We start from the raw sequence: 14,714 nt of genomic DNA on the forward strand, positions 1-14,714 counted from the left end.
CACGCGCTTGCCCGTGCCCGATGCAGCCGGCCACTACGAGCTGGTGGTCACGGCCTACGACCCGGTGACGGGTAACGTCGGGGTGACGAGTGCGCCAGTAGACGTGCACTAGCAGATCCGCAAGCGCTCCCGGTCGACGCCGTCGCTGTCCACCGGGTTGGCGCCGACATGCGCCCACGTGTCGCTCTTAGGTGCATCACCCAGCGGATCCAGCGACTTCCAGCAAAAAGGGCCGCGCTCTGCACGAGCGCGGCCCTTTGCGTATTGGCCTCGGGTCCGCGGCCTCCGGGCCGATCGTCAGCGTGCTGGCGATCGGCTGGCGGAGGCGCCCGGTAGATCCCCTACTGGAGGACCTTGAGGGTCACTCGGCGGTTGGCCGCGCGGCCTTCAGCCGTCTCGTTGGAGGCGATCGGCTGGCTCTCGCCGTAGCCACGTGCGCTCAAACGATCGCCGTCGATGCCGCGGTTTTCGAGGTAATCACAGACCGCCACAGCGCGACGCTGGGACAGGTTCTGGTTGTACTCAGCTGCGCCGCGCGAATCCGTGTGACCGTCACACTCCACCACCAGGTCGCTGTAGCGACGCAGGGTGTCCACCGCGCCGTTCAGGGTGCGGACGGAGCTCGGCAGGAGCACGTCCGAGTTGTTCTCGAAGTTCACGCCCGGGAGGCTGATCTCGTCACGGATCTCGCAACCGCGGAAGTCGACGCGAGCACCGGCGCGGGTGTTCGGGCACTCATCGCTGTCGTTGAGCACGCCGTCGCCATCATCATCGAGGGTGCAGCCGTCTTCACCCACGGGGGTGCCGGCCGGCGTGTTCGGGCAGCGGTCGCGGTAGTCGGGCACGCCGTCGCCATCGCTATCGAGGGCGCAGCCGTTGCTGTCGACTTCCACGCCACGTTGGGTGCCCGGGCAGCGGTCGATGCGATCGGGCACGCCGTCGCCGTCACTGTCCAGTTCACATCCAGTGGAGTCGACGATGGCGCCGATCGGTGAGTTCGGGCAGCGGTCGAGGTCGTCAGTAACGCCGTCGCCATCGCTGTCCGCAGGCGCCGCGGCGGCGACCTTGCCGAACGGGAACATCATACCGGCGGACACGAGCACGTCCGTCAGGTTGGCGCCGTCGATCTGGTCGTTGCGCACGCGCACTTCCGTGCGCAGCTTGCCGGGGAAGCTGCCGAGGTTGTAAAGCGCACCGCCGCCCAGGGAGAGGCTGAGGTTGTCCGTGTCTTCGACCCCGGGCGAGTTGGGCGCCTCGTTGATGTTCGAGTTCAACAGGCCCGCGCCGAACACGGCGTAGGGGGCCACGGTACGGGAGGTATCGCCGATGGCGAGCAGGTCGACGTTGATACCGAACTGACCCGTTTCGTTGAAGCCGGTGATGCGCCCACCGTTGGCATTCACCTCCATGCCGACGTGGTCGCCGAACATGTAGCCGATGCCGAACTGGCCGCCCCAGCCACTGTCACCGAGGCGATCCTTGTCAGGCTCAATGAACGTCACCATCGGAGACACCCACCACTGGCCCTTCTCGATGATCGCGTCGTCCGAAGACTGCGCGAGCAGGGCGGGTGAGGCGCTTACCAGCAGTGCCGCCAGACCGGCCGCACGTGCGAATTTGTTGACGGAGGAAACGAACATAGTACGTGGCTCCTGTTTTCTATTGCCGTTCCATGCCTGGAAGCTTTTTTGCAGCGCGCAAGGATAAGCCCTGACCCGTCTGTTTTCCAGGATTTTACGAATCTTTGCGCCTACGGGCAGCCAGGGCCGTCAGGGCGGAGCCCAAGACCAGCACCAGGGCACCGAGCAGGCTCAGGGCGTCGAGTGGCTCGCTCGCGAGGCGTCCTGGGGTGATCCAGGCCAGTACCTGCATCAGGCCGATGGTGAGCAGGGGCGTCACGGCCAGCACGGCGCTGACGCGCGAGGCCTCCCAGTGGGCCAGGGCTTCGGCGAAGCAGCCGTAGGCGATCATCGTGTTGAGGCTCGCGAAGGCGAGCAGGGCGATCGTCTGGCCATCCAGCGCGAGGAGCTGGGACGGCTGCGCCAGCGGTAGGAAGAGGAAGATCGCGGCGGCGTACACGCACCACATAATCGCGTCGGAGCGCCAGTGATTGAGCAACTGTTTCTGGGCCAACGCGTAGGCCGCCCAACTGACGGCGGCACCGACCACGATGAGCACGCCGTGGCCGAACTCATCGAAGCGGAAGATCTCGCTGAGGCGGGCGTGGAAATACAACCCCAGCCCGCCGACGACCAGCGAGAAGCCGAGCCACTGAAGGGCGCTGAAGCGCTCGCGAAACAGCACCAGGCCGCCGATGGCCAGGAACAGGGGCGCCAGCTGGATGACCACCTGGGCCGCGCTCGGGGTGACGCGATCGAGGCCGAGGAGGTAGAGGATGTAGTTGCCGCACAGGCCGAGCACCACCAGGAGCAGGAGCAACCGTTCGGTGCCGGCCAGGCGCCAGGGGATCGGGAGCCGTCCGCGCCACGCGAGCCAGGCGCCGACCAGCGCGGCGGAGGCGGCGAAGCGTAGCCAGGTGAGGGTGTAGGCGTCGATGCGCTCCAGCAGCAGCTTCAAAGCGATCGGCAGGGAGCTCCAGAGCGCCACCGTGACCAGGGTCAGGGCGAGCCCGAGCTGCCAGCGTCCGGTGGTCACGTGCTTGGCCATCAGTGATCCGATAGAGGGGGTGGAGGCGGCGGAGCGCGATTGTACCGCCCACCACAAGGGCGCGCCTCATAGGCGTACTGCAACCGATGTCGGTTCGGTGGTGGTTTGTCGGACGGTCGCTTACCATGAAGTCCCCATCGGGTGATTCAGGGACGAGGTAGCGAGCGGAATGAGCGAAGAGATCAGCGGCCGTTACGTCAGCCGGCTAACACGCGAGACCCTCGCCCTGGTGCTCGCCGGCGGTCGCGGCAGCCGCCTCAAGCACCTGACGATCAATCGAGCCAAGCCGGCCACGCCCTTTGGCGGCAAGTTCCGCATCGTCGATTTCCCGCTCTCCAATTGCGTTAACTCTGGGATTAGGCGCATCGGCGTTCTGACCCAGTACAAGGCTCACCCCCTGATCCAGCACCTGCAACGCGGGTGGAGTTTCCTACGCGGTGAGTTCGGCGAGTTCCTCGAGCTGCTGCCGGCGCAGCAGCGCGTCGACGGATCCTGGTACCAGGGCACGGCCGACGCCGTGTACCAGAACCTCGACATCATCCGCGCCCACAAGCCCACGCACGTGCTCGTGCTCGCTGGCGATCACATCTACAAGATGGACTACGGCCCCATGATCGCCCAGCACGTGGAGCGCGAGGCCAAGATCACCGTCGGGTGCATCGAGGTCTCCCTGGAGGAGGCCCGCGAGTTCGGCGTCATGTCCGTGGACGACGAGCTGCGGGTCAAGGCCTTCACGGAGAAGCCGGCGCAGCCGGATCCGATCCCGGGGCGTACGGACACGGCGCTCGCCTCCATGGGCATCTACGTTTTCGATGCGGACTTCCTCGCCGAGGAGCTATCCGCAGACGCCAAGAACTTCGAGTCCAGCCACGACTTCGGCAAGGACATCGTGCCGCGCAACGTGCCGGACGGCACCGTGTGGGCGTACCCCTTCCGCGACGTGAAGACGCGCGCCCAGCACTACTGGCGCGACGTGGGTAACGTGGACGCCTTCTTCGAGGCCAACCTCGAACTCGTCGGCGTCAACCCCGAGCTGAACCTCTACGATGAGGCCTGGCCCATCTGGACCGAGCAACGCCAGTCCCCGCCGGCCAAGTTCGTGCTCAACGACCAGGAGCGTCAGGGTGTGGCCCTCAATTCGATGGTCTCGGGTGGGTGCATCATCTCGGGCGCTCGCATCGAGCAGTCGCTACTGTTCTGGGACGTGAGGGTGGACTCCTACAGCCGTATCCACCGGGCTGTCATCCTGCCCGGCGTACGCATCGGCCGGCACTGTCGCCTGACCAACTGCGTCATCGATGAGAACGTGCAGCTGCCCGAAGGCACGGTGATCGGCGAGGACCCGGAGGCCGATCGCGAGCGCTTTTTCGTCACCAACAAGGGCGTCGTGCTGGTGACGCCGGATATGCTCGGCGACGAGCCCAGCGTCTGAGGAGTGCTGCCGGGCGGGTTCATCCGCGGTCAGCTACCAACTGACCTTCGTCGCTGGACGCTCAAGTTCTACGGCCGCTTGCGCAGCCTCACCTGGCTGCTGCTGCTTGCCCTGGTGGTGCTGCACTTCTCCGCCTGCTACGTGCTGCTCACCGGCCTCGGTGAGCACACCCTCGCCGATCTCGATGTCTTCTGGTACTTCTACATCACCACCGCCACCACGGTAGGCTATGGGGATTATTCGCCGCAGACCGTAGGCGGGCGCTACGTCACCACCCTGTTGCTCATGCCGGGTGGCATCCTGCTGTTTACTTCCGCCCTGGCCAAGCTCGCCCAGGCCTTCATCGATCAGTGGAGGAGCCGAATGAAGGGCTACGCAGACCTGCAGCACCTGCAGGACCATATCGTTGTGGTGGGGTGGCACGGGCGCCGCTCCCAGCGCATGTTCGAGCTGCTCAAAGCCGATCCCAGCGAGGAGCGTGCGATCGTGATCCTCGCCAACCTGCCGGAGAATCCGCAGCCCGAGGCTGCCTACTTCGTGGCGAGCAGCTTGCTGAGCGATCCCGAGTCCATGCGGCGCACGGGGATTGCGCGGGCAGAACTGGTGATCGTGGTCGGTCGCGACGACAACGAGACCTTAGGCGCGTCGCTGGCGGCCGGCGCGCTCAACAGCCGGGCCCACCTGGTGTCCTATTTCATCGACCCAGCGCCGGCCAACATCCTGCGTCTGCACTGCCCACAGGCCGAGTGCATCGTCTCCATGTCGATCGAGAACACGGTGCGCGCCGCCCAAGACCCTGGGGCATCCAGCCTGGTGCGTCAGTTGCTTTCCTCTCTGGAGGGCAATGCCAACGTCTACCGTATGGCCGTGCCGGGGGGAGGGCATCAGACCACCTATTGGAAGCTCTTGGTGCACCTGAAGGAGCAGCACGACGCCACCCTGATCGCGATGGGCCACGGCAGCGATGACGGCGTGTTGCTCAATCCGGCCGGCGACACGCCGGTGCGTGGCGGCGACGAGGTGTTTCTCATCGCCGCCAAGCGCCTCGGGGCCGATGAGGTGCAATGGGCTTCCGTGCTCGAGCCTTCGGCCCCCCGCGACGCCTGAGGCCTTCGGGAGCACCTCGGGCGGCGCGACCAACCCGAGGCGCGAGGGGGCTTAGAGAGAGCGGGCGGCGGCTTCGATGTCCTCGGCGGTGGAGAGGACGATCACCGCGGGCTGCTCCTGGCGGGCGTTGATGTAGTCATCGATGGTCCACGCCGGGGCGTCCGTTACCGGGGCGGCGCTCAGCACGGCGTTGGCGGGTTCCAGCGGCAGGGCGCCGGCGACGTCGTCGGCCCACGCATCGCCGAGGGCGGCGAAGAAGGCGGCGGAAGCGAGGGCGGCAGGTCCGATGTAGTTCTTCATGGCTAGCGTCTCCTAAGGGGGTGTGGGCGGTCGCACCGCCTCGATGGGGCTTAGGATCATCTAGAGCCAGTCCAAATGAAAATCGATTGTTTTCATCTAGAAGATACTCTGAAGCTATCGTACGTTACCGTCGTCGTGCTTATGCGTCGTCAGTCGTAGATCGTGTCGTCCTCTGCCGGCTCCGGCTCCAGGTGTTCGCTGATCGAAGGGGCGTCCGGTGCGGCGAACTCGTAGACATCAACGCCGTCGAGCGCGCCGTCGAGCATCGAACTGCCGGCGCCCTCACGCTCAGCACTCAGCCGCTCCACACCGCTCGCCACGTAGGCATCGCCTGGGTCCGCGTGCAGGATCTCCGTCTCCACCTCCATGTCCGTGAGGACGGCGGCCTCGGCGACGGGCCGGGCGCTCTCCACCATCGCCAGGACGCCAGGCTCCGCCACGGTGACCTCCAAGGCCACCTCGTCGCCGCCGGCCAAGGCCTCGCTACGCTCCTCCACCCACTGCAGGTCCTGCTCGAAGCGCTCCGTAAAGGAGGGGCCGGCGCCCTCGAGGTCGCCGAGGTTCTGCCACACGCCCGCGTGGGACTCCATGTACTCCCGCGCCCATTGCTGGGCCTGCGCGGGCGATTGCCCCGCGTCGATGCGCTCGCGCATCCCCACGTCGAGGAAGTCCTTGGTGGACTGGTAGGCGCCCATGGCGCCCTCGGTGGCGCTGGCCTCTCGCAGCTGCCCGTCGGGGCCGAACTGTTGATACTCGGTTAGCTTCTCCGATAGCGCCTCACCGGTCTCGTGCACGGCGTAGTTCAGCATCACCCCGCCGGGGCCTAAGCTGTCGAGGTAGCCACTCGCCACCCCGTCCACCACCTCTGCCCCGAGCTTCGCGCCCGCGTACTCCAGGTCGCCGCGCTCCACGGCCTGGGCGATCTCCACCGCCTTGCCCAACTTGTCGATGGTGTCGAAGTGCTTGCCGAGCGCTTCGGTCTTCTGCGCGAGGTCGGCGTAGTCCTCGAGGCGATGCACCGCGTCGAGGGCCGTGTCCCAGTCCTTGGCCTTGGCCGCAGACACCAGCGTCTGCAATGACTCGCTTTGACCGTGCTTGGCCGCCCAGGCGGTCAGTTCGTTGAAGGTCTTGGCTTCGCTCGGCACTTCGGGGAGATCACCGGCCATCTCTGGTTCCTCGTCTCAATGGGCTGTACCCCCTTAGGCGCTGGAACGGGGCGAAGCGGCTCAACGGCCGCTCAGGGCGCGAGGGTGAGCCAAGCCGTCGCTCGATGACGCCTTACGGAGCAACGCTTCCAGGAGGTTGTTGCCGATGTCCGCTCCGTCCCCCTCGCGCCGCGGCGGTGCGCCCCGTGTCGTCTACCGCTACGGCGCCCTCGCGTGGGTGTGGCGCGCCATGATCGCCGTGGCCATCGCGCTCACCGCCGGTGCCCTGCTCTTGGACTTGAGCCTCGGGGAATGGGGCGTGACCTACGTGGCGCTACCGATGTTCGTGCCGGCGGTCATCGGCGGCTGGGTCACGGTGACCCGCATCGAGGTGCCGGCCGGTGAGGGCAAGGTGCTCGAGGTGCGCAACCTCTTCGGCATCCGCCGGCGGATCAAGCGTCGGCGCCTGCGCGGCACGTGGAAGCGCGACACGGTCTATGGCACCTACGGGCAACCGTTACCGGCACCGCGCCTGTGGGTGTGGGTGCGGGGCGGCATGCCCCTGTATCTGGACCTGTTGGCGCCGCTGGTCGATCGTGCGGCCCTGCAGCGCCTCATCGCCACCCGTTTCTGAGCCGATTTCGCGCTCCGCTACGCCTGAAGGGATAACCCCCACAGGAAAGATGGAGCTGAGCAATGGCCGAAGGCAACCCCTCTGACAAGAACCAGGACACCCCCGCGGAACTCGCTCCGAACATGTGGTTCACCGAGTACGGCATGCCCTTCACCACCATGATCCTCGAGGCGGAGGCTGCCGAGCGTAACAACCCGGAGGCGCCTCCCCAGGAGGAGCGCAGCGATCTCGCCCAATTCATCATCGATCAGGAGACGGCCGTCGCGCGCGACTACCACGCCGGCCTCATCACCAAAGAGGAGTTCGAGGGCTACAAGGCCGACGCCCAGGATCGCTTCGACAACATGGTCGACAAGCTGAGCACGGAGATCGAGGAGTTCGGCGATGACTTCGAGGACTGGGGTAAGGACTTCGAAGTGTCGGTAAAGGACTTTGCCGACGAGCACGGGGGAGAGATCGAGTCCATCGTGGATCTCGCCAAGACCCGCGAACTCGAGGCCAAGGACGTCTCCCTGCACCTGATGGCCGATGCCATGGGGCTCGGCGTCGATGGCGTGGACGATCTCCTCGAGCGCATGCCGCCGCACCTGCACGACATCGTGGACGCCTTGGGCGAGGAGACCGTGGGCGTCGCCCATCACCTGCTCGATGCCCGCGAGGAACTCAGCTCTGCCGACCAACACGACCTCAGCCGCGACGAGGCCCGCCTGGAGGAGATCGAACCGGTGTTCGAAGCACAGATCGATGAGGCCCACGAAGGCATCGACCAAGACTTCGAACGCATCGACAACGACTTAGGCATAGTCCAGGACTACGTCGAAGCGGCTCAGGATCACGGTGAGAACTATCCCGAGCTCACGGTGGAACACATGCCCTATCGCACCACCGAAGACTACGATCTGCCCGAGCAGATCGAAGATGAAACCGGCATCACGGACGCGTAGGCAACGATGAACGCGTCCTACCCCGAGGGTCGCTTAGGCGTCGGCGCGCGGGTGCTGCGCACGACCGGCTTGTACACGGTGGCAGCCTGGGGCGCCGCGCTCGGCGCGCCCGAGCTGCTGCCGAGCTTCGGTCTCGACGACGACGTCTACGTGCGCTGGGTCGCTATCGTGGCGGCCGCCAGCGTGCCTATCGTCGCCGTTAGTGCTTGGTGCTGGGAACGTGCTCAGGGTGCACCGTCTCCTGCGACGACCGCGCCGAGTCCCTCGCCAACGCTCGCCATGGACCCCACGGTCGCCGCCACCGGGCGAGCGGCCGTCTCCGTACAGTGGCGTGGTGAGCTGCATCACTTCTCGCAAGACCTGGTGATGGGGCGGGCGCCCAGCTGCGCCCTGCACCTGGACGATCCGCAGATCTCCCGTCGCCACGCGGCGATCGAGTTTCGCCGCGGGCGCTGGGTGCTGCGGGATCTCGGTTCGCGCAACGGCACGCGCCTCGACGGCAAGCTGATCGACGGCGAAGCCCCCCTCGGTGCCACGGCCCGCATCGACCTCTACGAAGGCGGCGTCCCCCTGGTCGTGCACACCGGCATCGGCGGTGACACGACCGTCAGCGACAGCGCTGGCTGAGTCGCTCCTGCACGGGGTCCAGGCCGCCGGCGATGTCGGCGGCGGAGAGCGTGCCGCCTTCGCGTTGCAGGCTCCGAAAGAGCGTCTCGGCGTGGCGGTAGTAGGGGCAACCGTCTTCCGCCTGATCTGTCGTGGCCGCGGCGATATCCCCAGCGTCGGTCAGGGCGATCGCCTGGTCGCGGACCAGGGCGTCGTTGTCCTCCTCATCCTCGGCGAGCTGGCGAAAGGTGTTCACCGCGAGGTCGATGCTGCTGCGCGCGTCGTCGTGGCGCTCGAGGCCCGACAGCGCCTTGGCGATCTGCTGGTGGGTGAGGGCCAGGTTGCGCCGGCTCTGGGCGTCGCGTGGCTCGGCGTCGACCAGTGTCTGGGCCGCCTCGCGACTGGCGATGCCGTAGCGCAGGGCGTCCTCGAACTGGTCGAGGGAGGCGTGGAGGTTGCCGAGGTTGTGGTTGAAACGGATCAGTTGCACCAGCAACTGCACGTTCTCCGGCTCCTCGGCGGCACGCCCCTCGTAGAACTGCAGTGCCTCGAGGTAATCCGGGATGGCCGCTTGGGCGTCGCCTGAGTCGGCGTAGGTTTCCCCGCGCAGGCCGTAGGCGTAGGCCCGCTTGCCCGCCCAGTTGCCCAGGTTCTCCCGCCACGCGGGCTGCTCCAGCTGCGGTAGGTACTCCCCGAGCAGGTTCAGGGCGTCCTCGAACTCGCGTGCCCAGACGAGCACCTTCACCAGATCGATGCGCAGATTCCAGCGTCGGCTCTGCAGCGTCCAATCGGGGGTGGCTTGCTGGTCGATGGCGCGATCGGCGAGGGTCAGGCCCTCGCGGGCATGGGCCTGCGCGGCGTCGGTGTTCATGTCGTAGTGGAGCGTGTGGTTGGTGGCGAGGCGCTTCACCCACACCATCTCCGTGACGGCCTGTGTGTTGTCCGGTTCGAGCTCGAGGAGCTTCTCGAGGGCGAGTTCCGCCTTATCGAGCTGCTCGAGCCCGCGCTCGTTCTGCCCGAGGCTGGAGACGCCCAGCCCAGCGAACACATCGTATAGGCGCGAGTAGTTCGAGCCGATGTCGAGGAGCAGATCTGGAGGGGCGGACGGATCTGCCGCGAGCTCGTCGAGGAAGCGTTCGCCGGTGGCGGCCAGTTGCTCCCGGGCGGGCAGCGTGCCTTGCACGTGGGACATGCGATCGTAGACGTCGTAGAGCACTTCCCGGGCCAGCCGGCGGGCCTGGTCGAAGCGCGCATCGGCCCGCTGGCGGGCCTCGGTCGCCGCCTGGTACTGCACCAAGGTGATGGCGTAGGCCACGGCCAGCGCCGCGATCGCGACGGTGGCGCCGGCCACGGCGAAGCGACGCCGCCGCACGAACTTACCCACTCGATAGGCCAGGGAGTCGCCCTTGGCCTGCACGGGGAAGCCCTCGAGGTAGCGGCGCAGGTCATCGGCGAAGGCGGCGACGGAGGGGTAGCGTCGCTCCGGCTCCTTGGCCATGGCCTTGAGGACGATCGCATCGAGCTCGCCACGCAGGTGTCCCCACTCGGCGAGGTCGCGCTGGCGGGCGCGCTGGCTCGGCGCATCGGGCCGTCGCTGGGTGATCACCTGCTCGTACTGCGAGGGCGAGAGGCTCTCGGTGTCGAAGGGACGTTCGCCGGTCAACATCTGATAGAGGGCGACGCCGAGCGAGTACACGTCCGTGGCGGTGGTCAGCGGTTCACCGGTGACCTGTTCGGGGCTGGCGTAGGCCGGGGTGAGGAGCATGGCGACGGTCTCCTCGCCGCTCTCCTTCGGCAGCAACGAACGGGCGATCCCGAAGTCCAGGAGCTTGGGTTCACCGTCCTCGGTGACCAGCACGTTGCTGGGCTTGATGTCGCGGTGGATCACCAACGCGCGGTGGGCGTGCTCGACGGCGCCACAGATCTTCAGGAACAGGCGAATGCGATCGGCGATGGGCAAGGGATGGGTGCGCAGGTACACATCGAGGGGATCGCCATCGATGTACTCCATGACCACGAAGGGCAGGCCGTCGTCGGTGGTGCCGCCGTCGAGCAGGTTCGCGATTCCCGAGTGGCGCATGTCCGAGAGGATCTGCCGTTCCCGCTCGAATTGCGCCACGGCCCGGCTACCGATCGCCGACGCACGGATCACCTTCACCGCCACCTTGGCGTCGAAGGCGCCATCGTCGCGCTCGGCCAGATAGACCTGACCCATGCCGCCCTCGCCGATCAGCTCCAGCACCCGGTAGGGCCCGATCCGCTGGCCCGTGAGCCGCTGCTCCGCCGAGCGCACCATGAGGGTGATCTCGTCTTCGCCCATGCCCGTCTCTTCCGCGGCGGCGCTGATCAGGCGTTCGGCGCGCGAGCGAAGGGCGGCGGGGCAATGCTCATCCAGCCAGGGGGTGCGTTCGGCGTGGGGAACATCGAGAGCGTCCTCCACCAGGCGCAGGAGTTGTTTTCCCGTATCTTGGGAGTCGGGTTCTGTCATCGGTGTGCTACTTCTGCAAAACTGCTCGTAGGGTTGGAGCTGGATCCGTCACGCCATCATCGAGAAGAGCTGAACAGGCCATGAGTGACATCACCCAAGTGCTGCAGAACTGGTCGCAGGAGTCGTCGGAAGAGCGCGGCCGGGTGGTTGCGGCCATGTACGATGAGTTGCGGCGCAACGCCGTCTCCCACCTGCGCAACGAACGCCATGGGGATCTGCAGCCCACTTCGTTGGTTAACGAAGCCTTCATGCGCCTAATCAACATAACGCGCATCGACCTCAAGGGACGCAATCACTTCCTCGGCCTCGCCGGGCGGATCATGCGCGAGATTCTGGTAGACGAGGCGCGCAAGCTGCGCGCCGCCAAGCGCGACCACGGCCTGCAGACGCGCTTCACCGGCGAGCACATGGGCAGCGACCTGCCCGTGAGCGACCTGCTGGAACTGGATGAGCTCCTCAACGGCCTCGAGGCGATCGATCCCGTCTACGTCAAGCTCTTCGAAGCGCGTGCGTTCGCAGGCATGACCATCGAAGAGGCGGCCGAGGTGCTCGAGATGTCCCCAGCCACGGTTAAGCGTAAGTGGAAGGTCGCCATGGCCTGGGTGCGCGAGCATATGGGCGAACCTACTGAATGACGATGGCCTGCTCCCAGATCTGAGCGACCTGCGAGAAGGGCACCGGCTGGGTGTAGTAGGCCATGGGATCGTTGATGATCAACATCGGCTCGACGGTGCCGTAGGGCGTCGGCATCCAGGCCATCCCCCGCAGCACCACCACGTGGCCGGCGAAGGGTGAGCTCTTCACCGCCATGATGATCGCCTTGCCCGCCGCCAGGGTCTGATACAAGGTCATCGGATCCGTTGGGCGCTGCACCGACGAGTGCCGACCGCCGAACTCGGCGATCAATGCCTGAATCTGTGGCAGTTGCCCGGTGACGGTGCAGTTGGCGGGGTTGCCGCAGCAGCTGTTGGGGTGCTGGCCGAAAGCGCGGGCGACGAGGGCGCACTGGGGCGGTGTGGCCTGCGGGCCGCGCGTCGCCATGATGATCTGCTGTGCCACCGCCGCCCAACACCACACCTGCGTCTGCTGCGGGATGTTCTGGATCGGCAGATCGACGGGCGGCGGCAACTGCGGCGCTTGGGGCTGACCCCAGCCCGGCGGCGGGCCAGGCTGAGGGTAAGGGTATTGCGCCTGGGCGACGCCCGCGGCGATCAGGAGCAGCAAGGCGAGGGTGGACCTGAGCACGGTCTTGGCGCTGGTGGTCGTCGACCGAGGCCGGCTCACCATTCCCCGTCCGCTTCGTTGCCGTCGATCACCACCTCGCCGGACTGATTCCAGCCGGTGTTGGGGCCTTGCGGTCCGTAGCCTGGAGCTTGGGGCCCGTAGCCGGGCGTTTGCGGTCCGTAGCCGGGGCCAGGACCCTGCGGGCCGTAGCCTGGGCCCTGCGGACCGTAGCCGGGCCCCTGCGGTCCATAGCCTGGCGTCTGCGGTCCGTACCCGGGCGCCTGTGGGCCTTGGGGGCCGTACCCCGGCGTCTGCGGTCCGTAGCCCGGACCCTGGGGGCCATAGCCAGGTCCCTGCGGCCCGTAGCCAGGGCCCTGGGGGCCGTAGGGGGCGGGCTGAGGTCCGTTGGGCCCGTAGCCCGGGCCGTTGCCGGGCACCGGCGCGCAGCCGCCGTTGCTGCCGGGCCCCGCCGTCGGGAGCATGCCCGGCGGGCATTGAGAGTAGGCCTGCTGGTTGTCCCAGGGATTGTTGCCGTACGGGTCGCCGAGCAGTCCCTGCTGTTCCGCCCACAAGTAGCCGCCCATGCCTACCGCGATGGCGGCGATGAGGGCGATGCGCTGTTGGCCGGTGAGCGTCTTGAGCTTGTTCAAGTCCATGGTCGTGGCTCCGATGTGATGCTTGCTTGTTGCCTGTTTCCCTAGGCGCACTCGGGGCGCCGATTGGCTCACGGCAGGGCGATTCAGAAGTTGTCCTGGTGGTGGTCCGCGTCGGGGTTCGGGTAGGTCTCACGTTGCGGATACATGGCGCTGTCCATGCCCGGCGTCAGCTGCGGGTAGGCGCCTGCCTGGCCGGGGACGCCCGGGTAACCGGGCTGTTGCGGGTAACCAGGCTGTTGCGGGTAGCCAGGTTGCTGCGGGTAGTAGGCGCCCGGGCCCTGCTGTATCAGGCCGTTCATCTGCTGCATCTCGAGCATCATCTGTTGCTGCTGTTGCTCGATTTGCTGCTGCGACCATGCGGCGTACTCCTGGGCCTGCTGCTGCATGGCGGCGTTCTGCGCCGCCACGCTGAGGGGCCCGGCCAGCTTGGCCAGGACGACCAGGCCGATGATGCCGAGGAGGAAGAGTTTCGGGAGGACGCTGCTGTTCATGGCCTGGAGGCTCCGGTTGCGTAGGGGCTGTACCGGTCTAGGCGAAAGCGCTGGGGATTTTGGCTCACGGCGGCGCCGCACTGTGGCCGTGAGCCGATTCGGGTGTGCTCCGCGCCTAAGGGGGCAATCCATCCTCAAGTACGACCGGAGCTGACCATGACTGCCACCGAAGCCACCATCGCCTGCCCGAAGTGCGGCAATCCGAACCCGATCGGCGCCAAGTTCTGCAGCAGCTGTCGCACGGCCCTCGGTGTCGCAACGCCGCCCCCGGGCCCGACGCCGCCGCCGCCCCAGCGGCCGGCCGGGGGACTCGCGGGCATGGTTGGCGCTGGCGCGGGCAAGAGTGAGACGCGGCAACTGCAGGCGGACGCGGGCGCCGTGTTCGAACACCTGGCGAACGGCCTGCGCAACCGCGGCGGTCAGGTGCAGCAGGAGATGCCGCAGCAGTTGAACATCAAGGTGCCCTACAAGAGCTTCTGGCTCACCCTGGGTGCGGTGATCCAAGTCGACACCGCCCTGCAGGTGGTGCCGACGGCGGCGGGTCAATGCCAGGCCACACTCACCACAAAGACCGATGGCAGCAGCCTGAACAACGTGTGGACCTGGTTTGGTCTGTCCTTCACGGTTCTGCTGTTCCTGAACCTCTACATCTTCCCGATCATCATCCTGTTCGGTGCCGCGAGCGCCTTCCTCACCCATCGTCAGCTGAACAGCCAGCCCGGCGCGAAGATCACCGAGGGACTCTTCGCGGATCTCAACAACAACCTATCTTCCTTGTCAGCTAGTGCGGATCAGCCCACGCAGCCCGCGCCAGGGCCCAGCCCGCAACCCGCACCCCAGCCCACGCCGCCACCGGGCCCGCAGGCGAGCGCTCCCGCTAGTGACGCGAGTGCCGACGATGCCGAAGCGGAAGAGGAGGTCTTCGAGCGCCTGGCCAAGCTCGCCAAGTTGCGCGAGATGGGGGCGGTGACAGAGGAGGAGTTCGACGCCAAGAAGGCCGAACTTCTGAAGCGGATCTGA

The 14,714-nt window shown here is 66.8% G+C and carries 15 protein-coding genes; 7 read left to right on the forward strand and 8 right to left on the reverse strand.

The genetic code is table 11. The features are described 5' to 3' along the window. Positions 1-341: 341 nt before the first annotated feature. Both AAF184_01825 and AAF184_01830 read right to left on the reverse strand, forming a co-directional pair. Complete coding sequence (locus AAF184_01825; GenBank protein ID MEO0421043.1) at positions 342-1,640, reverse strand: OmpA family protein; 1,299 nt, start codon at positions 1,638-1,640, stop codon at positions 342-344. A gap of 94 nt (positions 1,641-1,734) precedes the next feature. Beyond that, a complete protein-coding gene (locus AAF184_01830) occupies positions 1,735-2,667 on the reverse strand; it encodes a DMT family transporter (protein ID MEO0421044.1) in 933 nt (310 codons plus the stop codon). Positions 2,668-2,836: 169 nt separating this feature from the next. Between AAF184_01830 and glgC the strand changes: the two genes are divergently transcribed. Together glgC and AAF184_01840 are read left to right on the forward strand one after the other, a co-directional pair. Beyond that, positions 2,837-4,099: a glucose-1-phosphate adenylyltransferase gene (gene glgC / locus AAF184_01835; GenBank protein ID MEO0421045.1), complete on the forward strand. Its 1,263-nt coding sequence runs from the start codon at positions 2,837-2,839 to the stop codon at positions 4,097-4,099. Positions 4,100-4,102: 3 nt separating this feature from the next. Beyond that, positions 4,103-5,206, forward strand: a complete 1,104-nt coding sequence (locus tag AAF184_01840; GenBank protein MEO0421046.1) for an ion channel — start codon at positions 4,103-4,105, stop codon at positions 5,204-5,206. Between the two features lie 51 nt (positions 5,207-5,257). On the opposite strand, the gene AAF184_01845 is transcribed toward AAF184_01840, so the two are convergent. Together AAF184_01845 and AAF184_01850 are read right to left on the reverse strand one after the other, a co-directional pair. Further along, positions 5,258-5,506, reverse strand: coding sequence for a hypothetical protein (locus tag AAF184_01845; GenBank protein ID MEO0421047.1), 249 nt, complete (start codon positions 5,504-5,506; stop codon positions 5,258-5,260). Between the two features lie 149 nt (positions 5,507-5,655). Then, positions 5,656-6,672, reverse strand: coding sequence for a hypothetical protein (locus AAF184_01850; GenBank protein ID MEO0421048.1), 1,017 nt, complete (start codon positions 6,670-6,672; stop codon positions 5,656-5,658). 145 nt (positions 6,673-6,817) lie between these two features. Between AAF184_01850 and AAF184_01855 the strand changes: the two genes are divergently transcribed. The 3 genes from AAF184_01855 (at position 6,818) to AAF184_01865 (ending at position 8,856) form a co-directional block, all read left to right on the forward strand. Then, positions 6,818-7,285 (forward strand): hypothetical protein, encoded by a 468-nt coding sequence (locus AAF184_01855; protein ID MEO0421049.1) that lies wholly within the window; start codon positions 6,818-6,820, stop codon positions 7,283-7,285. 62 nt (positions 7,286-7,347) lie between these two features. Then, on the forward strand, positions 7,348-8,229 hold the full coding sequence (locus tag AAF184_01860) for a hypothetical protein (protein ID MEO0421050.1): 882 nt from the start codon (positions 7,348-7,350) through the stop codon (positions 8,227-8,229). A 6-nt stretch (positions 8,230-8,235) separates the two neighbouring features. Next, positions 8,236-8,856 (forward strand): FHA domain-containing protein, encoded by a 621-nt coding sequence (locus AAF184_01865; protein ID MEO0421051.1) that lies wholly within the window; start codon positions 8,236-8,238, stop codon positions 8,854-8,856. Here AAF184_01865 and AAF184_01870 read toward each other — a convergent pair. After that, the gene (locus tag AAF184_01870; GenBank protein ID MEO0421052.1) at positions 8,837-11,323 is read right to left on the reverse strand and encodes a serine/threonine-protein kinase; all 2,487 of its coding nucleotides are present in this window, start codon (positions 11,321-11,323) and stop codon (positions 8,837-8,839) included. The genes AAF184_01865 and AAF184_01870 overlap by 20 nt on opposite strands. An 80-nt stretch (positions 11,324-11,403) precedes the next feature. On the opposite strand from AAF184_01870, the gene AAF184_01875 reads away from it, so the two are divergent. Beyond that, positions 11,404-11,958 carry an ECF-type sigma factor gene (locus tag AAF184_01875; protein ID MEO0421053.1) on the forward strand — a complete coding sequence of 185 codons (555 nt, stop codon included), beginning with the start codon at positions 11,404-11,406 and terminating at the stop codon, positions 11,956-11,958. Here the strand turns inward: AAF184_01875 and AAF184_01880 are convergent. From AAF184_01880 to AAF184_01890, 3 genes are all read right to left on the reverse strand, one after another. Further along, positions 11,948-12,607, reverse strand: coding sequence for a papain-like cysteine protease family protein (locus AAF184_01880; protein MEO0421054.1), 660 nt, complete (start codon positions 12,605-12,607; stop codon positions 11,948-11,950). The genes AAF184_01875 and AAF184_01880 overlap by 11 nt on opposite strands. After that, positions 12,604-13,203 carry a hypothetical protein gene (locus tag AAF184_01885; GenBank protein ID MEO0421055.1) on the reverse strand — a complete coding sequence of 200 codons (600 nt, stop codon included), beginning with the start codon at positions 13,201-13,203 and terminating at the stop codon, positions 12,604-12,606. Before AAF184_01885 ends, AAF184_01880 begins: the two co-directional genes overlap by 4 nt. Before the next feature lie 83 nt (positions 13,204-13,286). Further along, positions 13,287-13,694 (reverse strand): hypothetical protein, encoded by a 408-nt coding sequence (locus tag AAF184_01890; protein MEO0421056.1) that lies wholly within the window; start codon positions 13,692-13,694, stop codon positions 13,287-13,289. Between the two features lie 156 nt (positions 13,695-13,850). Here AAF184_01890 and AAF184_01895 point away from each other — a divergent pair, with 156 nt between their 5' ends. Continuing rightward, positions 13,851-14,714 carry an SHOCT domain-containing protein gene (locus AAF184_01895; GenBank protein ID MEO0421057.1) on the forward strand — a complete coding sequence of 288 codons (864 nt, stop codon included), beginning with the start codon at positions 13,851-13,853 and terminating at the stop codon, positions 14,712-14,714.

This window comes from Pseudomonadota bacterium, from assembly GCA_039815145.1.
In the GTDB taxonomy this organism is placed as follows: domain Bacteria; phylum Pseudomonadota; class Gammaproteobacteria; order Steroidobacterales; family JBCBZW01; genus JBCBZW01.